General features: G+C 49.1%; 19 protein-coding genes. 17 read left to right on the forward strand and 2 right to left on the reverse strand.

All coding sequences use genetic code 11. From position 1 onward, the window contains the following. Positions 1–14: 14 nt before the first annotated feature. Both FGS84_RS18280 and FGS84_RS18285 read right to left on the reverse strand, forming a co-directional pair. A complete protein-coding gene (locus FGS84_RS18280) occupies positions 15–1,604 on the reverse strand; it encodes a CoA-transferase (RefSeq protein ID WP_138309884.1) in 1,590 nt (529 codons plus the stop codon). A gap of 34 nt (positions 1,605–1,638) precedes the next feature. Next, on the reverse strand, positions 1,639–3,249 hold the full coding sequence (locus FGS84_RS18285) for a class I adenylate-forming enzyme family protein (protein WP_138309885.1): 1,611 nt from the start codon (positions 3,247–3,249) through the stop codon (positions 1,639–1,641). 616 nt (positions 3,250–3,865) lie between these two features. Here FGS84_RS18285 and FGS84_RS18290 point away from each other — a divergent pair. From FGS84_RS18290 to FGS84_RS18370, 17 genes are all read left to right on the forward strand, one after another. Beyond that, complete coding sequence (locus FGS84_RS18290) at positions 3,866–4,675, forward strand: DUF169 domain-containing protein (protein WP_138309886.1); 810 nt, start codon at positions 3,866–3,868, stop codon at positions 4,673–4,675. 102 nt (positions 4,676–4,777) lie between these two features. Further along, on the forward strand, positions 4,778–5,818 hold the full coding sequence (locus tag FGS84_RS18295) for a LacI family DNA-binding transcriptional regulator (protein ID WP_138309887.1): 1,041 nt from the start codon (positions 4,778–4,780) through the stop codon (positions 5,816–5,818). Positions 5,819–5,826: 8 nt separating this feature from the next. Then, complete coding sequence (locus tag FGS84_RS18300; protein ID WP_138309888.1) at positions 5,827–6,252, forward strand: MaoC family dehydratase; 426 nt, start codon at positions 5,827–5,829, stop codon at positions 6,250–6,252. A 53-nt stretch (positions 6,253–6,305) separates the two neighbouring features. After that, on the forward strand, positions 6,306–7,628 hold the full coding sequence (locus tag FGS84_RS18305; protein ID WP_138309889.1) for an ABC transporter substrate-binding protein: 1,323 nt from the start codon (positions 6,306–6,308) through the stop codon (positions 7,626–7,628). A gap of 254 nt (positions 7,629–7,882) precedes the next feature. Next, positions 7,883–8,755, forward strand: coding sequence for a branched-chain amino acid ABC transporter permease (locus FGS84_RS18310; RefSeq protein WP_138309890.1), 873 nt, complete (start codon positions 7,883–7,885; stop codon positions 8,753–8,755). Next, positions 8,752–9,780, forward strand: coding sequence for a branched-chain amino acid ABC transporter permease (locus tag FGS84_RS18315; RefSeq protein ID WP_138309891.1), 1,029 nt, complete (start codon positions 8,752–8,754; stop codon positions 9,778–9,780). Before FGS84_RS18310 ends, FGS84_RS18315 begins: the two co-directional genes overlap by 4 nt. Positions 9,781–9,782: 2 nt before the next feature. Beyond that, on the forward strand, positions 9,783–10,517 hold the full coding sequence (locus FGS84_RS18320; protein ID WP_138309892.1) for an ABC transporter ATP-binding protein: 735 nt from the start codon (positions 9,783–9,785) through the stop codon (positions 10,515–10,517). Beyond that, complete coding sequence (locus tag FGS84_RS18325; protein WP_138309893.1) at positions 10,504–11,214, forward strand: ABC transporter ATP-binding protein; 711 nt, start codon at positions 10,504–10,506, stop codon at positions 11,212–11,214. The genes FGS84_RS18320 and FGS84_RS18325 overlap by 14 nt, the downstream gene beginning before the upstream one ends. A 40-nt stretch (positions 11,215–11,254) precedes the next feature. Further along, entirely contained in the window at positions 11,255–12,001 is a 747-nt protein-coding gene (locus FGS84_RS18330) for an enoyl-CoA hydratase/isomerase family protein (RefSeq protein ID WP_138309894.1), read from the forward strand. A 210-nt stretch (positions 12,002–12,211) separates the two neighbouring features. Next, positions 12,212–14,218 carry a thiamine pyrophosphate-binding protein gene (locus tag FGS84_RS18335; RefSeq protein ID WP_138309895.1) on the forward strand — a complete coding sequence of 669 codons (2,007 nt, stop codon included), beginning with the start codon at positions 12,212–12,214 and terminating at the stop codon, positions 14,216–14,218. A gap of 65 nt (positions 14,219–14,283) precedes the next feature. Then, entirely contained in the window at positions 14,284–15,234 is a 951-nt protein-coding gene (locus FGS84_RS18340; RefSeq protein WP_138309896.1) for an NAD(P)-dependent oxidoreductase, read from the forward strand. After that, positions 15,231–16,364, forward strand: coding sequence for a class I SAM-dependent methyltransferase (locus FGS84_RS18345; RefSeq protein ID WP_138309897.1), 1,134 nt, complete (start codon positions 15,231–15,233; stop codon positions 16,362–16,364). Before FGS84_RS18340 ends, FGS84_RS18345 begins: the two co-directional genes overlap by 4 nt. A gap of 13 nt (positions 16,365–16,377) precedes the next feature. Then, positions 16,378–17,331 (forward strand): NAD(P)-dependent oxidoreductase, encoded by a 954-nt coding sequence (locus FGS84_RS18350; RefSeq protein WP_138309898.1) that lies wholly within the window; start codon positions 16,378–16,380, stop codon positions 17,329–17,331. A 6-nt stretch (positions 17,332–17,337) separates the two neighbouring features. Next, entirely contained in the window at positions 17,338–18,303 is a 966-nt protein-coding gene (locus FGS84_RS18355; RefSeq protein WP_138309899.1) for a glycosyltransferase family 2 protein, read from the forward strand. Next, positions 18,300–20,528, forward strand: a complete 2,229-nt coding sequence (locus FGS84_RS18360) for a glycosyltransferase (RefSeq protein ID WP_138309900.1) — start codon at positions 18,300–18,302, stop codon at positions 20,526–20,528. Before FGS84_RS18355 ends, FGS84_RS18360 begins: the two co-directional genes overlap by 4 nt. Then, entirely contained in the window at positions 20,521–21,531 is a 1,011-nt protein-coding gene (locus tag FGS84_RS18365; RefSeq protein ID WP_227147418.1) for a glycosyltransferase family 2 protein, read from the forward strand. The genes FGS84_RS18360 and FGS84_RS18365 overlap by 8 nt, the downstream gene beginning before the upstream one ends. Before the next feature lie 110 nt (positions 21,532–21,641). Next, positions 21,642–23,060 (forward strand): undecaprenyl-phosphate glucose phosphotransferase, encoded by a 1,419-nt coding sequence (locus tag FGS84_RS18370; protein ID WP_138309901.1) that lies wholly within the window; start codon positions 21,642–21,644, stop codon positions 23,058–23,060. Positions 23,061–23,090: the final 30 nt, after the last annotated feature.

Genomic DNA, 23,090 nt, shown 5'->3' on the forward strand with positions numbered 1-23,090 from the left:
CCTCCTTGAAATTTTTATTTATGTTTTGTGGTAATGATAGCTCTTAGTCCGAAGGGCCCGTCGTCCTGGAACAGTTTTGGATTCATGATTTTGAGTTCCGGGTCAATGATTGGCTCGAATTCCATCAAATCAAGTACCTGGGTCTTTAAATCAATGCCAGGCGCCACTTCAGTCAGAGTCAGGCCTTCGGGCCGCAGTTCAAACACTGCGCGTTCTGTTATGTAATGCATCTTTTGATGTTTTTCTCTTGCCAGTCTGCCGTTGTATGAAATCTGCTGCACCTTTTTGACCATCTTGATTATACTGCCTTCCTGGTCAATATACAGGTTGCCATTCCTGAAGGAACATCTGAGGCCTTTCCCGGTAAAGGTAGAGCAGAAGACCACATGTTTCGCATTGGTGGTGATGTCGATAAAGCCGCCGGCGCCCGTGGGATTAGGACCCAGTCTGGTTGCATTCACATTACAGTCCTCGTCCAGCTCGCCGGCCCCCATATAAGTGACATCCACACCGGCGCCATTGTAGTAATCAAATTGGTCGTCATGGCGCACTAATGCAAAGTTGTTTTTGGCGATGCCAAAGTCGATACCTCCCATGGGAACACCGCCATATATGCCGGATTCCACTGTAATCAGACATAAGTCGTTGATTCCTTCTTCTGACATGATGGGACCTACCACATCATTGGGTATACCTGTCCCTACGTTTAGTATGTCGTTTTCCTGAAGCTCCATCAGAGCGCGGCGGCCGATTGCCTTGCGGACGGAAAGCGGTAGTGCTTCCCCTGCTTCTTCCGGTGTCCGGATATCGCCGCAGTAAGCGGGATTCATGGCGAAACTATGGGTTTGGCGATGGTCCTCCTCGGGGTTGGGGCATATCACGGCAGCGTCAATGAACACACCGGGAATGGTAACATGCTTACAGTGCAGGGAACCTGCTTTTACTTTATACTTTGCCTGGGCTATTACCGTTCCGCCGTATTTTTTGCAGGCCATGACAGCCGGAAAGACCTCCAGCATCATAGCTTCCTCATCCGTAGTAAGATTGCCCAGTTCATCGATGGCTGTTCCGCGTATAATGCAGTAGTCAATGGGAATGGGCTTGTAGCGTATATATTCTTCTCCGTCAATGGTAAGCACGTCCATAAGGTCGGGTGCGTTTTGGGTGATTTCATTCATTTTCCCTCCGCCCAGACGCGGGTCCATATATGTACCCAGGCCGACTTTGGTGATTTTCCCGGGTTCCCCGCCGGCCATGGACCTGTATAACTGGGCAAACTGTCCCTGGGGAAGGTTGTAAGCCAGCAGCTTGTTATTGGCAATCAGCTCCATCATCCTTGGCTGCAGTCCCCAATGTCCTCCGATAATCCGGCTGAGCATTCCTTCATGAGCAAAGTGCTGGATGCCTCTGTCGCGGTCGCTCTGGCCGCAGGAATGTACCAGCGTCAGGCCGCAGGGGTGTCCTGTTTCCAGGTAACGCTTGTCCAGTGCCTTTAAAATGGTTTCAGATGCAGATACCAGCGTCATACCGATGGTGGCAACAGTCTTATTGTCATCAATCAAGGCAGCCGCTTCATCTCCGTCCAGAAATAATGGTTTTTTCAATGGCTTTTCCTCCTTGCCTCCTTGGCTTCTTAAATTATGGCTGCTCATTGTCCATGAATAATTGTTTGACAGCTTTTTTATCGGGTTTTCCGTTTACTGTTCTTGGTATGTCTTCAAGAAAAATGTACTGGGTAGGAATCATATATTTTGCAAGCTGGGTCCCGAGCCGGATACGGATTTCTTCCTTCGAGATAGAGCATCCTTTTTCAAATTTGACAGCAGCCACCGGCACTTCGCTGTATTTTTCATCAGGAATACCGGCTACAATGGCTTCGTTTATTTCAGGAATACTGCAGAGGGCATTCTCAACATCAACCGTGCAAATCTTTTCTCCTCCCCGGTTTATCATGTCCTTCTTCCGGTCCATGACCCACAGATAACCATCGTCATTAAGGTATCCGATGTCGCCGGAGCGGAGCCATCCGTCTTCGGACAGGCTGGGGCATTTTAAGTTATAGTAAGTCTCCAGGACATTTGTTCCGTACATGGTGATTTCACCCAGCTGTCCGTTTTCCACTTCGTGTCCCAGCTCGTCTATAATTTTAATGTTCAGACCAGGTATGGGGACTCCTGAAGATGTATTGTACGGGCTTTGGGCAGCCCCTGTTGGAAAAATGGTTGCTGGTGAGGAAACCTCGGTCATGCCGTAAATCGTATGGAAATCAACTTGAGGAAGCCATGCCTTAATCTTGTTTATGCTGCCGACGGGCATGTTGCTGCTTCCGCATGCAAATTTTCTTAAACTTGGAATGCTGCTAAATTCATCCCGGTGTTCCAGGAGAAGATGAAAAACAGTGGGCGAGGCGTGGATGAAGGTGAGGTCATTGTGGACTGCACATTGAAGCATTCGGCGGGGCTCCACTTTATTTAATAACCAGAGAGTACCGCCCGTATAAATGAATAAACCTAAAAGTGCAATGATGCCGGTTACATGATACATGGGCGTAGCCAGTAAAGCTTTATCCTGGTCTGTTATTTGAAACACCCGGCGGTATGCTTCAATGCTGTGCGTAATATTATAATTTTTCAGCAGGACTCCTTTGCTTTGGGAAGTGGTGCCGGATGTAAATAGAATCATGGCCGTATCCAATTCTGATGGTTGGCTGTATTCACGGATTCCTTGTCCTGCAGGAATTGGAAGATGGGAAAAACCGTAATTCTGTGCACAATTTTTACAGAGGATAATGTCTAAAGACGGACATTCATTGAACCATGGCCCAAAGTGCTCATCACAAATCAGGGCTGTGACATCCCCTCTCTCTATCAGGGAAAGCACTTCGGGCTTCTGATATTTGCCAGGCAGGGGAACCGTTACCGCCCGGAGACGGCTTAAGGCCAGAAAAGCCACCGCAAATTCTGCACAATTATACAGAAGCAGGCCTACATGCGTACCCTTATTGACTCCCATTGATTGTAAATGAGAAGAGAATTGGTTGACCTTCGTTAATAATTCACAGTAAGTATAGCTCCGGTTCCAATTGTCTATAATAGCTGCTTTCTTTCCATGGCTTTTCGCTGTTTCTGTCAGCATTGAATAAGGGGACACGGGTACTCCGCAGAAAACAGAAAGTTCCCTGCCGGAAATACTGACTGTACGCATGCCGGAAATTTTATCAGCACTCCAGCAATCATTACCTTTTATCATATCTTGTTCCTTTCGTACACATGAGTTTAAATACGCAGCTCTGAAATATAAAACAGCAATATTGCGAAAATGTTTTTCTTATTTTCTTTTAATTCAGATAATATATTAAGAATACGTTTTTGTCAATAGACAACTTGAATTTATCGCGTCAGGAGCTGGAAATGAAGGGGAAAAACTGAGAAAATGCTTGTATAATAAGGGGTTTTGATACTTTTGCAGAAGAATTGGCCTGTATTATGTATTGGTTGGATATCGCAGGAGGATTTATATGGGCAGCTTTATATAACAGGGGAGAATAGGGTGGGATTGTGAAAAAATAGACGATAAGTATGCGGTTTGAAGCGGCTATTTAGGGATAAATTTCATATTATCTCTTTTTCTAGAGGAAAGTATTGTGCAATTTATTCAATAAAATGGAATATGTGCATGTAAATTAAACTTTTCGCACATGTTTCCTCTTGACAGATGCCTTTTCTGAGATTATATTATATCTATGGCAAACGTTTTTCCTAATTTCATATAAATACCAGGGGGGATTTAAAGAAAACGTTGCTACAAAAGCGGAACCGTTTTTTAAAACTATTTTCTTTTACTACATAATGAAAGAGGTGCTGCCATGGATGATGTAACTAGTAATTACGATTCAGCCAGGCTTCCCGAGTATACGCGGGAACTTATTGAACTGCTGCGGCTGCGTTCCACCCCTACTGCCCTTAAATTCTTTGAAAAAAAGGAGGATATGGAGGCGGTGCCTAAAATCCGGATTCCCACGCCGGGGGCAATGTTTACTGCCTGTCAGATGGTTGCCCAGACAACACGGCTGAATTATACGGTGGGGTTTACCAATGAACATATGCCTACCCTTCAGTGCTCCGGCATTTTGGGACTGATAAGCGGACACCATTTTAAGGATTCCCCCCACCTGGCCGGGAAGTGGTTTAAGACAGAAGAGGATGCTCTGCGGCATCAGCGTTCTGCTTACCTGCCTCAAAAGCATTATGAAGCGGTTGCTTCATCCCCTATGGTGTCAGGCCGCATAAAGGAGCCGGATGTATGTCTGGTATATGCCACGCCGCAGCAGGTTGTGTTCATGTGCTGCGGTCTGCAGTATGAGGGGTATGAAAGCTTTGACAGCAGTTTTGTAGGTGAGAGTTCCTGCTCTGATTCATGGGTCAGGGCGCTGGTAACTGACAAACCCTGTTTTACCATACCCTGTTATGGAGAAAGGAGATTTGGGGGAGTCCTGGAAGACGAGATGCTGATGGCCTTTCCGCCGCGGTATATTTGTAAGATGCTTGACGGAATCAGGAATCTCAGCAGAAATGGTATGCGTTATCCGGCTTCTCCTTATGGTATACAAAACGATGTACAGGCTGGAATGGGAGCTTTTTACAATCTTAATGCCCTGCGCAGAGAACTAGACTGATTTCGCAGATTATTCCAGCTGTTCCCTCCACATTTTTCGTGAAACATGATACAATACGGTTTGAAAACACAAAAACCTTTTCAATAAATCGTGGAGGGCGGCATGGAAAAAACAATTACAGATATAGCAAATGAATTAGGAGTTTCTGTTTCTACAGTTTCAAAGGTCATAAATAATCGGGCAGGGGTAGGACCTGAACTGAGAAAACGTATTTGTGATTATATTGAGGAAGTCAATTACAGGCCCAATGCCATTGCACAGAGTATGATAAAAGGGCGGACCAATATAGTGGGCCTGGTTTTTGGGGATGTACGAAATCCTTTTTATGCTGACCTGCTGTACTATATCCAGCAGGGACTGAGGCAGCACGGCTATATGGTAATGGCTTTTAACAGTGATTATGAAGCGGAAAAGGAAGTTGAGTTTATCAACCAGGCCATACAATCCAGATATGCAGGACTGATGCTGATTACAGCCAAGGGGGATTCCATGCTCCAGGCAATTAGCAACATACGGGCTGCCAAAATGCCTCTTGTATTGGTGAACAGGACACTGAAGGATTTCAACGGAAGTTTTGTGTCGGTAGATAATTTCCAGGCAGGTTATATGGCTGCAAAGCATTTGATTGAACTTGGCCACAGGAGGCTGGCTTTCATAACAGGAAACATGGAGTCGTCAGCCGGTTATCAGCGCTTTATGGGTTATAAGCAGGCTCTGGAAAATTATGATATCAGATTTGAAGAGGAACAGGTTTATAACGGAGATTTGAAGTTTGAAACCGGAGTCAAAATTGCAGGACAGTATATCCGCAATTTAGAAACAAATCCAACCGGGATTGTCATATGCAATGACCTGATGGCTATGGGATTTATTGATTACTCTAAAAAACATGGAATAAAAATACCGGAACAGCTATCGGTCATCAGTTTTGATAATATTACGTATGCGGATTTGTATGGAATGGAACTTACAACCGTTGACCAGCATCTTAAGAAAATGTGTGCCTGTGCCGTGAAAACACTGTTGCAGCAAATTGAGAACCCCGGCAATACAGAGATTCTGCGTACTATGATAGAACCCACCCTGGTGGTTCGCGGTACGACTGCCCGGTATACGCAGGAATCCGCATTGGCCGGAGAATGAGGTAAATTATGGTATATACGTACGAAAAGCTTTGCGTTGGTGATAGTAATGCATTTGAAAAAACAATCACGGATGCAGATGTTCTTCTTTTTTCCGCGGTTTCTGGTGACAATAATCCAATGCATACAGATGATGAGTTTGCTAAAAAAAGTAAATTTGGGCAGCGGATTGTTCACGGAGCACTTACGTCCGGTTTGATTTCCACTGCTCTGACAAGAGCCTTTCCGACTTCCATCTATATTTCCCAATATACGGAATTCTGTTCACCTGTATATATAGGGGATACCATACGGGCCGTGGTGACCTGTGTGGAGAAACTGGAAAAGGGTCGGGTGAGGATGAAGACCGAATGTTTCAATCAAAAGGGGACGCTGGTACTGACCGGTGAGGCGGTTACAAGACTGGCCCGTGAGATTCCGCCTGAGCTTATGTAACTTACTGTTTGTCTGCATGCGGAAGATGCAGAGGGAGTAAACGGAGGTAGATTATGAAACCAAAGAGAATGTTAGCAATACTGATGGCATCAATCATTGCGTTGACAGGTACAGGCTGCGGAGCGCAGTCCGGAAATAATACCAAAACCTCGGGGGCGGCCGGCAGTTCGGAGGCGGCACCTGAGAAGACAGAAGGAGCCAGCGGTTCCGCCGGCACGGATGTCCCAACTATTAAAATCGGCCAGATAACGAACCTGACCGGTGCGGGTGCGCAATCCGGTAACTGGCATAAAGTGGCGGCTCAATCTTACATAGACTGGATTAATGACAATGGCGGTATAAAATCCATGGGCGGAGCAAAGATTGAGATTGTTGTGGCTGACGGACAGAGTGACAATACCCAGATTAAGACTGCAACCCAGCGCCTTCTTGAGGACAAGGAAATCTGTGCCGTCATGAGCAATGACGGAAGTAATTATACAGTTGCTTTATGCCCTCTTTTTGAAAAATACCAGGTTCCCTGTATAACCATGAACTATTCCAATGTCATTACCGAGTCGGGTTACCAGTGGATATTCTCACTGGCGGCAAAATCATCTACCATAGGACCGCTGCAGATTGATTATTTGAACTGGCTTAAGGATGAGTACGGCTATAATACTGACAAAGTTGCCCTTATCTATGCGGATACAGAGTTTGGTACCAATAATGCCAAGGGTGTGCGCGCAACCATTGAAGGTTCAGGCCTTGAACTTGTGGTTGATGAGGCGTATCCTCCAGACATTACGGATGCATCTGCCCTGGTTACCAAAATCATACAGAGCGGGGCAGAGGCAGTGTTTGCCACTAGCCAATATCAGGATGCAAAGCTTATATTCAGTACCATGAAATCCATGAATTTCCACCCTGTTGTAGTGGGAGGAGGACAGGGCATGATTACATCCCAGATGATAGATGCGTTGGGCGACTCTGTCATTGGAATGTGCTCAACGGCCGAGTTTAACTGGGAGCAGAAACAAAACTATGATAATCCCGAACTGATGGAGCATTTAAAACGTTTCTGCGAAGCTTCCGGTGAGCCTTGGGCGCCTGAAAATGCCCTGGGAGCCATCGATTCATGTATGGTTATCGTGGATGCCCTTGAACGGTGCGGTTCCACGGACAGGACGGTACTGCGTGACGCCATACGCGAGTGCAATATCCAGGCATATCCTGTGGGAGGAGACGGCCACATTAAATTTGACGAGAATGGATTGAATACATCAGCCGTCAATGTTGTGGTACAGTGGCAGGATATGGACGGTACCCTTACTCCAAGGCTGGTGTATCCGCCTGAGTTTGGCTCCGGGGAATTTATTGATTACCGTTCAGAGTAAATGAATTTCATGCTTTGAGTTAAGCTTTAATCTGCACAGACAGCCGAATGCCTGTACCCTGTCCGCCGGGGATATATGCGGCCTGCCATCTGAAAGCAATCCGGATGGCAGGTACAGGCATCCCGCCTCTATCAGTTGATACAGCCTTCTTGTATAAATCATGATTCTTGGCCGTCGGCCGTCTTATACTATAACACCCTTCACACAAACACTGTAGCATTACAGTTCAGTCAACAGATGGGAGTAATTAATCTATGTGGTATTTCACTCAAAATATAATTAATGGAATATTTGCCGGTGGCGTGTATGCCCTGATTGCCGTTGGTATTACTGTAATATACGGCGTTATGCGTATGATTAACTTCGCAAGTGGTGCTTATCTGATGGTTGGGATGTACATTACTTACTTGGGCTATGCCCTGACCGGATGGGATGCATACATGCTGATTCCTTTTACAGTGGTTGTCTCTGCAGTCATTGCATGGGCATCATTCAAACTGACAATCAGTCCAATACTTAACCGCGATAAAACCACGGCTATCATAGTAACGGTAGGCCTGTCCTTTTTCTTTCAGAACCTGGTTATCCTTATTTTCGGAGCAAATCCCCTGACCATTCCCACGGAGATTCAGCTCAAGTCCCTTATGGTTGGTCCGTTTATCATAAGCCTTCCGCGTTTGATTGCTTTTGTGGCTTCCATGGCCCTTGTTCTGGTTTTTCATTTGCTCCTTAACAGAACCATGTTTGGCCAGGCCATCCGTGCCACTTCAGAAAATGTGGAGGTGTCTGAAATGTTGGGAGTAAACACACGTAATATGTTTGCCATTGCATGGGTTCTGGGCATCGTGCTTACATCCATTGCAGGTCTGCTTCTGACGCCTATCTATGCAATTCAGTCCAGTACGGGAGCCACGTTCAGGACCACAGGCCTGATGGCAGTGGTTTTAGGGGGATTGGGTGATATCAGGGGCGCTTTTTTAAGCGGTATTCTGCTTGGGGTTATTGAAGCCCTTGTTGCCAGCTATATTGACACGAATATGGGCTCGCTGGGAATATTTGTCCTGCTGCTTCTGGTGCTTTATATCCGGCCAGCCGGTTTGTTTGGAAAGGGGGAACGTGTGGCATGAGAAAAAAAATCAGTTTTTCCCGCACGGAGACAATTGCCTCCCTTGTTCTTTTGGCAGCGGCTTTCCTGATACCTTCTATTATAAAAGATAACTATATTGTATCAATTATATTGACCTGCTTTTTATATGGTTCTTTTGGTATGTCATGGAATGTTTTGGGAGGATTCGGGGGACAGATTTCCTGGTGCCATTCTGCCTTTGCGGCAATAGGCGCATACACTGCGCTTATTTTCTATAACTTTTTTGGAATATCCCCCCTTTTGTCCATGCCCATCGGCGTACTTTTGTCTTATGGGTTTGCAACTCTTCTGGGCAAAGTGACGCTGCGTTACAGAGGACCGTTTTTTGCAATTACTACCATAGCATTTGCTGAAATCCTCCGTGTTTTATTGCTTAACCTTAACACTATTACCGGGGGTTCTGCAGGTCTGTATGTCCGCTACAACGGGGAACAGCCCTGGAACCTGGTATTCAGTTCCGACAAGCCGTTTTATTATATTGCCCTTTTATTATTGGTAATCGTGCTTCTTGTCACAAAATATGTGGAGAATTCCAGGATGGGGTATTATCTCAGGGCAATCAAAGGGGATGAGGACGCTGCCCAGTCCCTTGGAATGGATACGCCTGCGGTAAAACTTCATGCGTTTCAGCTGAGTGCAGCGATTATTTCAGTTGCAGGCATGGTATACGGATGCTACATGGGATACATAGAGCCTCAGACCATGTGCGGACTGGACCTTTCAATCAGAATTGGTGCAGTTGTCATCATAGGCGGCGTGGGCAGAGTATGGGGACCAATCCTGGGAGCCTTCATCGTCATTCCAGCCATTGAATTTGCAAGTGCATATATGGGCAATATGGGGGGTGTTGGCGGTACTCAGTTGTTTTATGGTTTAATCTTAATCATTGTGGTCATTCTCAGACCGCAGGGGCTGATTTCGCTGTTTGATAAAGAAACATGGTCCAATGCTGCCTCAATAATGCATATAAGAAAATCCTCTTCTGACACAGAAAGGAGCAAATAACTATGGATACGATTCTTAGCTTAAAAGATGTCTCTATATCATTCGGTGGTGTGCATGCTGTGAATCATGTGAGCTTTGATATAGGAAGAGGGGAGCTGGTAGGCCTCATTGGACCCAATGGGTCGGGAAAATCCACCACAGTCAATCTTATTTCCGGGGTCTATAGGGTTGACGGCGGGGAAATATACTTTAAAGGCGAGAAGATTCCCACGAATATGGATATTGTCCACAGGTCCAGGCTGGGTATGGGACGTACTTTCCAGACGCCCAAACCCTTTGGAAACCTTACTGTGTTTGACAACGTTCTGTCCATTGCCCTTCTTAAGGACGGATTCCGTGAGGCTGTGGCTAAAACCAATGATGTACTGGAACGCACCAGACTGGCTTCAGTTCAGGATATGCTGAGTTCTAAACTACCTATTGAACGCCGTAAATGGCTGGACCTGGCTCGTATTTTGGTTACAGGGGCGGATTTTATTATGCTGGATGAGGCTTTGGCCGGATTGAATTCCGCTGAGATGGATGAGAGTCTTGAACTTGTGCGTCAGATTAATGATGATGGGGTTACCATTCTTTTCATCGAGCATATCATGCGGGCAGTGGTTAAACTGTGCAACCGTGTTGTTGTGTTGAATGACGGTTCACTGCTCTGCGAGGGAGAGCCGTCAGAGGTTCTTAAGCGTCCGGAGGTCATCGAAGCTTATATTGGAGGGGGGAAGTTCAATGTCGTTACTTGAGGTTAAGAATATTTCTGCAGGATATGGTGATTTGAAAGTGCTCTTCGATGTAAGTATGGAAGTTGACAGTGGTGAGGTGGTCTCGCTTGTGGGCTCCAATGGCGCGGGAAAGACAACGCTTTTGCGCATTATCTGCGGGTTATCACCGGTCACGTCCGGTTCCATTATATTTGATGGTATTGACCTCCTTGCAAAGAAAACCCATAATCTGGCGGATTTGGGGATTGCCCATATTCCTCAGGGACGCGGGACGCTGCGGAGGATGACGGTAAAAGAAAATCTTACAATGGGGGCCTATTGCCGCAGCAAGCGAAAGAACATCCCTAAAAATATTGAGTATGCTTACCAGCTGATGCCAAAACTAAAACAAAGGCAAAATCAGATTGCAGGTTCCCTGAGCGGCGGCGAACAGCAGATGCTGGCTATTGCCAGGGCCATGATGATGGAGCCCAGGCTCATCATCATGGACGAACCGTCCCTTGGTTTGGCGCCCATTATTACGGAGGAAGTGTTTGATTTGATTTCCAAGGTAGCGGAGGAAAAAATCGGGATATTGCTGGTGGAACAAAACCTGTCACAGGCTCTTTCCATTGCCAGCAGGGGATACGTTCTTGAAAATGGCCACATTGTACTGTCGGGGGCGGCAAAGGAACTTTTTGATAATCCCTCGGTGCGTGAAGCTTATCTCGGGATATAATGAAAAGCTCTGTTTATTGGTTGGTTTATAGGAGGAGAAAATGAATATTGAATTTAATTTGGAAATACAGGACCATGTGGGCGTACTTCATTTTCAGCGGGGAAAAGTAAATGCAATGGACCGTGATGCAAAGTTTGCATTTGGTGACATGATTGACCAGGTCAATGCCAATCATGACATCCATGTGCTGATACTTCATTCCATGGCCAAGGGATTTACTGCCGGCAGTGATGTAAAAGGGTTCGGCGATTTTTCACATGAAAATATTGCCCATTATCTGGAGGGTGACTGCCGTATCATGGATTCCATCAAGAATTGCCGTGTGCCTGTTATCATGGCTTTGAACCGTTTTTCCGTGGGATTGGGGGTAGGCCTGGCATATGCATGTGACCTTATCATTGCAGAGGAAGGGGCAGTGCTCAAATTTCCTGAAATTCTTGTGGGTTCCATTGGAGGGGCGGATTTCCTGGACCTTCTGGTTCCGGATAAAATAGGGCGGTATATGGCATACACCGGCGCAGCCGTGCCGGTGGAAGACCTGGTTCCCTGCGGAGTGATTCACAAAGTGGTCCCTGAGGAAGCGCTGCTTGACGAGTGTATTGCCCTGGGTAAAGTGATTGCAGCAAATCATCCGAGGGCAGTCGAACTGATGAAGGAACTGCTTAATCAGGTTCATGAGCCGGTTATTCCTGTTGGCGTACGCCGTAAGCTGGGGATTTTTGCCCAGCATGAGATGTTTGACCAGCCGGACCGGCTGGCATTGATAGAAGGATTCCTGGGAAAATGATGGAAGATGCCTGATGTTGGAGCGATTTTAAGAATGTCCGAAAACTGATTCTGAGGTTTTTCGGGCATTCTTGCATTTTGTCTGGACAGGCTTTGGAGATTCTGTAAAGGCATGAGGGCCATGTTATTGTAAGAGAAAATATAGTATTATTTTAAGGCGTTTTATGCTATACTCTCCATAGTTGATAGACCGGAAGGGGGACCTTAATTTATGAAAATGAAGATTTCCAATTATATAGCAGCCAAGCTGGTGGAGGAGGGAATCAGCCAGGCATTTATGGTGACAGGGGGAGGAGCCATGCATCTGGATGACGGACTGGGGCACCAGGAAGGGCTTCACTGTATCTATAATCATCACGAACAGGCTTGTGCCATGGCTGCTGAGGCCTATGCCAGGATTCATAACAGGATTGCGGCCCTGTGCGTAACCACTGGTCCGGGGGGAACCAATGCCATTACCGGCGTGGTGGGGGGATGGCTGGATTCCATTCCCATGCTGGTGCTGTCCGGGCAGGTGCGCTACGATACCACGGCCAGGTGGTCCGGGGTAGGCATCCGCGCCATGGGGGACCAGGAATTTGATATCTGTAAAGCCATTGACTGCATGACAAAGTATTCAGAGATGGTCATTGACCCCATGCGGGTCCGCTACTGTCTGGAGAAAGCCTTATATCTGGCCAGGTCCGGCCGCCCGGGCCCATGCTGGCTGGATATACCCCTGAATGTCCAGGGGGCATTTGTTGAGACAGAGGAGCTGGCTGGCTTTGACGCAGCTGATTACGAGGCCGGAGGGGACGGCTGGGCCGGAAACCACGGTGGGCATAAAATTGAAGAGGATGAGGCCGGAAAGGGAGAACACCGCCAGGTGCTGCCCGGAAAGGCAGAGCTTTCCACTGCCCGGACCATTATTGATAAGATAAGGGCGGCAAAGCGCCCTGTCATCAATGCGGGAAACGGCATCCGCATAGCGGGGGCCCATGATTTGTTCATGGATGTGGCTGAAAAGCTGGGAATTCCTGTGGTTACAGGCTGGGACAGCGAGGATATCATGTATGATACCCACCCCCTGTACGTTGGCCGTGCAGGCAACATGGGGGACAGGCCGGGGAATTTTGCTGTTCAGAACAGTGACCTGGTACTTTCCATCGGAAGCCGTCTGAGCATCCGGCAGGTGGGATATAACTTTGAGACATGGGCCAGGGAGGCTTATGTCATTGTCAATGATATAGATGAGGAAGAGCTTAAGAAGCCGTCGGTCCACAGCGATATGAGGGTCCATGCCGATGCAAAGGATTTGCTGGCGCAGCTGGACCTGGTTCTGGATTGTATTTTATCGGAGGAAGAAGGAAATCTTCCGGAGAGTATCAGCTGTCCCGGGCGCAGACAGGTATTTGATGGAGGAAAAGGTCTGAGGGATATGACATGGAGCCGGACCTGCGCCATGTGGAAGGAGAAATATCCTGTTATTCTGCCCGGGCATTTTGACCATACAGACCAGGAACCGGCCAATGTGTATGCGTTCATCCATGCTGTCAGCAGCCGCCTGAGGGAAGGGCAGGTGACTGTGGTGGGAAACGGCTCCGCCTGTGTGGTGGGTGGACATGCCTACATCATTAAGAAGGGCCAGCGTTTCATCACCAACTCCGCCATCGCCTCCATGGGGTATGATTTGCCTGCAGCCATCGGCGCCTGGATTGCCTCCAGGGATAAGGGCTGCTACAGCCAGGGCGGGGACAGGAGCGGGGACGACCTGATACTTGTGACCGGTGACGGAAGCATGCAGATGAATCTTCAGGAGCTGCAGACCATTATCCACCACAGAATGGGAATCAAGATATTTGTGATTAATAATGGAGGATACCATTCCATCCGCCAGACCCAGAAGAATTTCTTTGGCGAGCCCCTGATTGGAATCGGCGTGGACAGCGGGGATTTGAGCTTCCCGGCCCTGGATAAGCTGGCAGCGGCCTACGGCTACCCCTATGTGTCGGCCAGACATAACAGCCAGCTTGGAGAGGCTGTGGAGAAGACACTGGCAGCAGAGGGACCGGTTATCTGTGAGGTGTTTGTGTCCACGGACCAGAACTTTGAACCTAAGTCTTCCGCGAAGAGACTGCCTGACGGCACCATGGTGTCGCCGCCGTTAGAGGATTTGTCGCCCTTCCTGCCGGATGAAGAGATGGATGAGAATATGATTATTCCCAGGATAAAGGATTAGAGCCTGGCTGGATATGGATAGACAGACCTGCCTTAAGGCAGCTGGGATGAGAAGGAGTATGATTTATGCGTGTAATCGTAACAGGAGCTACCAGTTTTATCGGAAAGGCTGTTACAAAAGAATTGCTGGCAGGCGGCCATCATGTATTTGCAGTGGTAAGGCCGGATTCTCCTGGCCGCAGCCGGCTTGAAATGCTTGCAGGGGAACAAAGGGAGAATCTCACCTTTCTGCCGTTTGCCCTGAAGGATATTGGAAAACTGGAGTCCTGCCCGGAGCTTTGCCCTATCCCCCCAAAAAAGGCGGACCTATGGCTTCATCTGGGCTGGGAGGGCGCCGGAAGCGCCAACCGCCAGGACCCCCAGGTACAGGCCCGCAACATCGGGTATGCCCTGGACTCCCTTCATACAGCGGCCCGCCTGGGATGCACCAGGTTCCTTTTCAGCGGCTCCCAGGCCGAGTACGGCATTGTGGACGGCGTTATGGGGGAGGGAATCGTGTGTCATCCTGTGTCTGAATACGGCAAGGATAAGCTGGAGGTATGCCGCCGGGCGCAGCAGGCCGCCGGGGCCCTGGGCATTGATTACGTCCACGCCAGGATATTCAGTGTCTACGGCCCGGAGGACCACCCCTGGTCCCTGGTGTCAACCTGCCTGGATACCTTCCTTAAGGGAGGGCGCATGGAGCTTGGGGCCTGTACCCAGCAGTGGAATTTCCTTCATGTAAGGGATGCGGCCAGGGCCCTTACAGGGCTTCTGCTTGCCAAAGTACCGGCCGGCGTGTATAATGTGGCAGGAGATGATACCCGTCCCCTTAAGTCCTACATCGAGCAGATGCATCGGCTCTGCGGGGGGAAGGGCAGCTATGAATACGGAAAACGTCCTCCCAATGCAGAGGGGGTGGTGTCCCTGGTGCCGGATACCGGAAAGCTTAAGGAAGCAGCGGGATTCGCCCAGGAGATTTCGTTTGAGGATGGAATCAGGGAAATGATTGGAATGTATAAGGAGAATTGTCTATGAAACGATGCATCGCCTGCGGCGCCCCTTTATGGGAGACGCCGCTGCTTACGTTAGATAATATGCCTGCCTCGGCCCAGCACATGCCGGATGCACAGGGGGTAAAGGAGGACCGGGGACTGACCCTGGATTTATGCCAGTGTATGGGCTGCGGACTGGTCCAGTTTGACTGTGAGCCGGTGGACTATTACCGGGATGTAATCCGGGCCGGCGGTTTTTCCAGGACCATGGTGGAACTGCGCAGATACCAGTATAAGCATCTCATTGAGAGCTATCATCTGGAGGGAAAGAAGTTCATTGAGGTTGGCTGTGGCCAGGGAGAATTCTTAAAGGTGCTGTCGGAGTTCCCGGTGGAGGCCCACGGCATAGAGCATGATTCCCATCTGGTGGAGCTGGCCAGGGCCCAGGGACTGAATGTGACGCAGGGATTTACGGAGACAGAGGATACGCGGTTCCCGGGCGGACTGTATGACGTGTTCCTGTCCTTTAATTTCCTGGAGCACCAGCCCGACCCCAGCACCATGCTCCAGGCCATATACCGCAATCTGGAGGACGATGCCATGGGGCTTATTACTGTTCCCAGCTTTGAATATATCATGGACCATAACAGCTATTATGAGCTGATACGGGACCATCTGGCTTACTATACCTTCGAGACTCTTACCCCTCTGCTGGAGCGCAACGGGTTCCAGGTGGAGGAGTGCGAGGTCATCAACCGGGACACTCTGTCCGTTATCGTGAAAAAGCGCCCGCAGATGGATGCGGAAAACCTGCTGGAGTGTTATGTAAATCTGAAGCGGGAGATGGAGTCCTACATGAAATATCTGGATGCATGGGATAAGAAGGTGGCTGTCTGGGGAGCCAGCCACCAGGGCTTTACCCTGGCAGCCACCACCAGGCTGGGGGAAAAGGCAATGTATATCATAGATTCCGCTCCCTTTAAGCAGGGAAAATTTGCACCCTCATCCCATCTTCCCATTGTTGGTCCGGACTATTTTCATGACCATCCGGTGGATGCCATCATAATCACGGCGCCCGGATATACGGATGAGATTGCAGACAGCATACGCCGGAAGTTTGGGACAAACGTGGAAATCAGGGCCATGCGTTCCAACCACCTGGAGATGGTGTAGGAGGGATGAGAAAATGCGCATTGTAATTACCGGGGCAACCGGTTTTATCGGGAGCAATCTGGCCAGGGTGTTTCTGGAACAGGGGGCGCAGGTGTACGCCCTGGTGCGTCCGGGTTCTCTTCATATGGAAGCGCTTCCGGTTCATGAGAGACTCCATGCAGTGCCCTGCGACCTGGCACATGTGCTGGATTGTGTTCCGGCAGTGGGACAGGCGGACGGTTTTTTCCATATGGCCTGGGGCGGTGTGAACCGGGAGGAGATAGATTCTCCCCAGGTCCAGGCCCGCAATGTGGCTGGTTCCCTGGACTGTGTGGAGGCGGCAGCGCGTCTGGGCTGCCGCGTGTTCATGGATGCAGGTTCCAGGGTGGAATACGGTGCCGTGGACGGGATGATGGAGGAGGATGCTCCCTGCCGTCCCATCAATGAATATGGAAAGGCAAAATGGGAGTTTTATCAAAAGGCGGCTCCCCTTTGCAGCCGGCTGGGACTTCACTATTACCATCTGAGGTTTTTCAGCGTATACGGTTACGGGGATCATCCCTGGTCCATCATATCCACCCTGGTGCGGGATTTAAGGCAGGATAAGAAGGTTTCCTTAAGCGCATGCAGGCATATGTGGAATTTTATGTATATTGAGGATGCGGTACAGGCAGTATATGAATTATACAGGCAGGCCGCGGATGAAGCGCCTGACTGGAAAAGGGACGGTTCCCTGAGACTCATAAGCTCCATTGTCAACATAGCCAGCCAGGATACCAGGCCCCTTCGTTCCTTTGTGGAAGAAATCCATGAGATTGTGGGATTTAAGGGAACGCTGGAGTACGGGACCTTTGTACAGGCCAAGGAGGGCGCCCTGTCTATCCGGCCTGACATTACCAGACTTAAGAGACTTACAGGCGGCAGGTGGGAGGAACAGTATACCTTCCGCCAAGGCATCGAAGAAACCATAGAGAAGGAAGAAGCATAGAGAGATATGAAGAAAATCAGCATATTGATTCCTTGTTATAATGAAGCGGAAAATGTAGGCCCTATCAGCAAGGCGGTAACGGAAATTGTGGAAAGGGAGCTGTCCCGGTACGACTACGAGCTGGTATTCATTGATAATGATTCCACGGATGGCACCAGGGATATTATCCGGGGCCTGTGCGCAGACAACCCCCGCATCAAGGCCATACTCAATGCACGGAATTTCGGGCAGTTCAATTCCCCGTACTATGGCATGCTCCAGGTTACGGGAGACTGTGTCATTGAGATGGTGGCGGATTTCCAGGACCCGGTGGAAATGATTCCCAAATACGTCCATGAGTGGGAGAAGGGATATAAAATCGTCATCGGCATCAAGACAAGCAGCAAGGAAAACCGGCTGATGTACTGGCTCCGGAGCTGCTATTACAAGACCATTAAGAAATTGTCGGATGTGGAGCAGATTGAGCATTTCACTGGTTCCGGTCTCTATGACAGGGAATTCATCGAGGTCCTGCGGAATCTGGATGACCCCACGCCTTTCCTCAGGGGAATCGTGGCTGAGCTGGGTTACCGCCGCAAGGAGATTCCCTATGAGCAGCCGCGCCGCAGGGCCGGCAAGACCCACAATAATTTTTACCGTCTGTACGATGCCGCTATGCTCAGTGTTACTTCCTATACAAAGGCGGGCCTGCGCCTTGCTACGATTTTCGGCAGCATATGCGCCGTTGTCAGCATGCTTATTGCCCTGGTCTACCTGGTGATGAAGCTGATTTGGTGGGACCGTTTTCCGGCCGGCATGGCGCCCATGCTCATCGGAATGCTGTTTTTGGGGTCGGTGCAGCTGTTTTTCATCGGCTTTCTGGGAGAGTATATCATGAGCATCAACCAGCGGGTCATGAAGCGCCCGCTGGTCATTGAGGAAGAACGGATTAATTTTAACGAGGAAGAGAAAAAGGGCGGTAAGGAAGCATGAAATATAAGATAGACGTGGTACGCATCCGGGAGAATTCCATTACACTTAACGGATGGGCCATCGGTAAATCCCCTGACAGCAAGGCCACTTTCCGGGTGGAGGATGAGAAGCGCCAGCCGGTAAAATTCAAGCACGTAAATACCCGCAGGGATGATGTGAGCCAGATATATTTTAAGAAGGTTTATGACCGGGATTTTGGTTTTGATATCCAGTTCCCTTATGAGAGGGGAAAGGATTATTACCTGCTGATTCGCTGCGAGGGACGCCAGGTAAAAATCAAATACAATGAGGAACTGATTGCAAAGCGTGCCAGCGTGGCCCATAAGCGGATGGAAAAGCTTAAGGACCTGATGAATATGGAGACAGTCCATGTGGCCATGGACTTTTGGAAGGAGCATGGCCTTAAGGCTCTTGTGGTCAAATCAAAACATAAGCTCCAGGGTATTGACAATGATTATGATTACGGCGAGTGGTATGAGCTGACAAAGCCAACGGACGAGGAACTGGCGGAACAGAGAAAGCATGTATTTGATTTTGAACCCATGCTGTCAGTGGTCATTCCTGCCTATAAGACCCCGGAGCGCTATCTCAGGGAAATGCTGGACTCCATCATGGGACAGACCTATACCAACTGGGAGATATGCGTTGCGGACGGAAGTCCCAGGGGAGAAGGGCTGGAGCGCGTGCTTAAGAAGTACGCGGACAGGGACCGGCGGGTGCGCTATGAGATTCTGGGAAGCAACCGCGGAATCTCAGGCAACACCAATGCCGCCCTGGATATGGCCAGGGGAGACTTTGTTATCCTGGCCGACCATGACGATACCCTTACGCCCAATGCTTTTTATGAGGTGGTAAAGGCAATCAATGAGAATCCGGACTGTCAGGTCATTTATTCGGATGAGGATAAGCTGGATATGGATGGGAAGGCGTTGTTTGACCCCCATTTCAAACCTGATTTCAACCCGGACTTGCTGACCAGTGTCAACTATATATGCCATCTGTTTGTTATAAGGCAGGATTTGCTGCAGCAGGTGGGAGGGTTCCGCCAGGAGTTTGACGGCGCCCAGGATTATGATTTTATTTTCCGCTGTACGGAAGCGGCAAAGGGAGTATTCCATATTCCCAAGGTTCTCTATCACTGGCGCTGCCACCAGAATTCCACGGCCAGTAACCCGGAGAGCAAGATGTACGCCTTTGAGGCTGGCTCCAGAGCTATTATGGCCCACTATGAACGGATGGGAATCCAGGCGGAGAAGGTGGAAAAAGGCGTGGATTACGGTATTTACCACACCGCCTTCCGTATACAGGGAGAACCGCTGGTGTCCGTCATTATTCCCAATAAGGACCACAGCCAGGACCTGGATGTGTGCGTCCGTTCCCTGATGGATAAATCGTCGTATCAGAACCTGGAATTTATTATTGTGGAAAATAACAGTTCCCAGAAAGAAACCTTTGCCTACTATGATAAGATGCAGGCGGAGCATGAGAATTTCCGGGTGGTTACCTGGAAGGAGGGCTTCAACTATTCTGCCATCAATAACTATGGGGCTTCCTTTGCTAAGGGTGAATACCTGCTGCTGCTCAACAATGACACGGAGCTGATTGGGGAGGACAGCATAAAGGAAATGCTGGGATTCTGCCAGAGGGAGGATGTGGGAATTGCGGGCGCCAGGCTTCTGTATGGAGATGACACCATACAGCATGCCGGAGTGGTCATTGGCTTTGGCGGCATTGCCGGCCACACATTCATCGGCCTTCACAAGGCGGAGAACAGCTATTTCCACAGGGCCATGTGCGCCCAGGACTACAGCGCCGTGACAGCGGCCTGCCTTATGACAAAGAAATCCGTCTTTGACCAGGTGGGCGGATTAAGCCCGGAGCTGGCGGTGGCTTTTAATGACATTGATTACTGCATGAAAGTACGCGCCCTGGGGAAACTGGTAGTGTATGCGCCTTATTCATGTTTTTACCATTATGAATCCAAGTCCAGAGGGCTGGAGGACACGCCTGAAAAGATTGCCCGCTTTAACCGGGAGGTGGCTCTTTTTATACGGAAATGGCCGGATATCATCAAAAAGGGCGACCCCTATTACAACCCCAACCTGACTCTGCGCAAATCCAATTTTGCGCTCAGGGACCTTCTGAAGGAAAAAATCGGTGAGCCTTATGACCTTAAGGCTTACGAACAGTTTGCGCCGGAGGACGATACGAAAGCACATGAGTGACCATAGAATAGATTATGAAGCGGGACACAGCAAAGTGACCATCATCATACCGAATTATAACGGGCTGAAATTCATGGTGCCCTGTTTCAGGGCCCTGGACCTGCAGATTTGCCGGGCTTTTGACATCCTGGTGGTGGACAACGGCTCCACGGACGGAAGTGTGGAGTGGCTGAAGGAGCACGGGATTCCCGCCATTTTCCTGCCCGGGAACACCGGGTTCTCAGGGGCGGTAAATGTGGGGATTAGGGCTTCGAAAACACCCTATGTAATCCTGCTTAACAATGACACGGAGCCGGACTGCCACTATGTGGGGGAAATGATTAAGGCAATGGAGCGCTCTCCAAACATATTTTCCGTCAGCTGCAAGATGATTCAGCTCTGCCACAAGGAGCTGATGGACGATGCAGGGGATATGTACAGCCTTCTGGGCTGGGCATACCAGAGGGGCGTGGGACGTTCCTCTGCAAAATATAACAGGGCCTGCCGCATCTTTTCGGCCTGCGCCGGGGCAGCCATCTACCGCCGCCAGGTGTTTGAGGAAATCGGATACTTTGACGAGATGCATTTTGCGTACCTGGAGGACCTGGACGTTGGATACAGGGCCAGGATTGCCGGATATGACAATATTTACTGTCCCACGGCCATGGTCTACCATGTGGGAAGCGGCACCAGCGGTTCCAAGTACAATCCCTTCAAGGTAAAGCTGGCTGCCAGGAACAATATTTATCTGAACTATAAGAACATGCCCCTTTTGCAGCTGGCGGTGAATCTTCTTCCGATTCTCCTGGGAATGGGGCTCAAATATATGTTTTTTAAGAAAAAGGGATTTGGGAAGGATTATGCGGCCGGTGTGAAGGAAGGCCTGGCAACCGCTAAAGAGTGCCGCAAGGTGCCTTACAGCAGGGAACGGCTTAAAAATTACCTGGCCATTGAATGGGAATTGATTACAGGGACCTTTATCTATGTCTATGAGTTTGCCGCCAGGCAGATTGCTAAATTATGAACTTTTTCGAAATTAAGAGAAATGTTATAGAATAATGACGGCTTATCATGTATAATAACAACGATATTTACGGTAAGAAGGGATTCCCTGAGAAACCAAGGTGAAATACAATGATAAAAGATAACCAGAAAAGGCTGAACCGCATTCATGTCCTGCTTGATATACTGGTCACTGTGGTGGCTTATACCCTGGCATGGTTCATTGTCATCAGCGGAAAGGTACTGCCGTTAGACGAAGGAGTGCTAAAGCCCCAGGTATATTTTATGGCGCTTATTTTTATAGTGCCCATATACCTGATTCTATATGCCAGTTTCCATCTGTATGTGCCCAAACGGATACAGGGGCGGCGTTCAGAGCTGGCCAATATCTGCAAGGCCAATGTCATCGGCCTCATGCTCTTTACCTTCGTGCTTTTTGGCCTGCGAAGGTTCGTAAGCCATCTGAGCTACTTCTCCACAAAGATGATTCTGGCATTTTTTGCTGCTAATATCATCCTGCTGGAAGCAGAGCGGATTTCAATCCGTGTATTCCTCCGCTCCCTGAGGACCAACGGTTATAATCAGAAGCATGTGCTTCTCATTGGCTACAGCCGGGCAGCCGAAGGCTTCATCGACAGGGTCAGCGTTAATCCGGAATGGGGATACCATGTCCAGGGAATCCTGGACGACCACCGGCCGGCCGGCTTTCTATATAAGAAGGTGCAGGTACTGGGCCCCACCAATCATCTGGAGGACTTCCTGGCATCCAATACCCTGGATGAAATCGCCATCACCCTGAGCATTAAGGAGTACTCCAATCTGGAACAGATTGTGGCGGCCTGCGAGAAATCGGGCGTGCATACAAAGTTCATACCGGATTATAATAACATAATACCGACGATTCCCTATATGGAAGACCTTCAGGGACTTCCGGTAATCCATATCCGCCATGTGCCCCTTACCGGGGTATTTAACGCCACTATGAAACGGATTGTGGACCTTGCCGGTGCTCTGTTTGGTCTGATTGTATTTTCGCCGCTCATGCTGGTTACGGCCCTGCTTATTAAGATTACTTCCCCCGGGCCCGTGCTTTTCAGCCAGGAGAGGATAGGGCTGCACAACCGGCCTTTTAAGATGTACAAGTTCCGTTCCATGGAGGTCCAGGACCCCAACCGGGAACGGAGCCAGTGGACTACGCCCCATGACCCCAGGGTGACGCCTGTGGGACGTTTCATACGCAAGACAAGTATTGACGAGATGCCCCAGTTTTTCAACGTCCTCATAGGAGATATGAGTCTGGTGGGGCCCAGGCCGGAACGGCCGCTGTTTGTGGAAAAGTTCAAAGAAGAGATACCGCGGTATATGATTAAGCATCAGGTGCGTCCGGGGCTTACAGGCTGGGCCCAGGTCAATGGATACCGTGGGGATACATCGATTACCAAGAGGATTGAACACGACCTGTATTACATTGAGAACTGGAGTCTGGGTTTTGACTTCAAGATTATGTTTCTCACTGTTTTCAAGGGATTTATAAATAAAAATGCATATTGATATGCATGACGTTTGCGTTAAGATGGCTCC

This window comes from Clostridium sp. 1001271st1 H5, assembly GCF_005845215.1.
GTDB lineage: Bacteria > Bacillota > Clostridia > Lachnospirales > Lachnospiraceae > Enterocloster.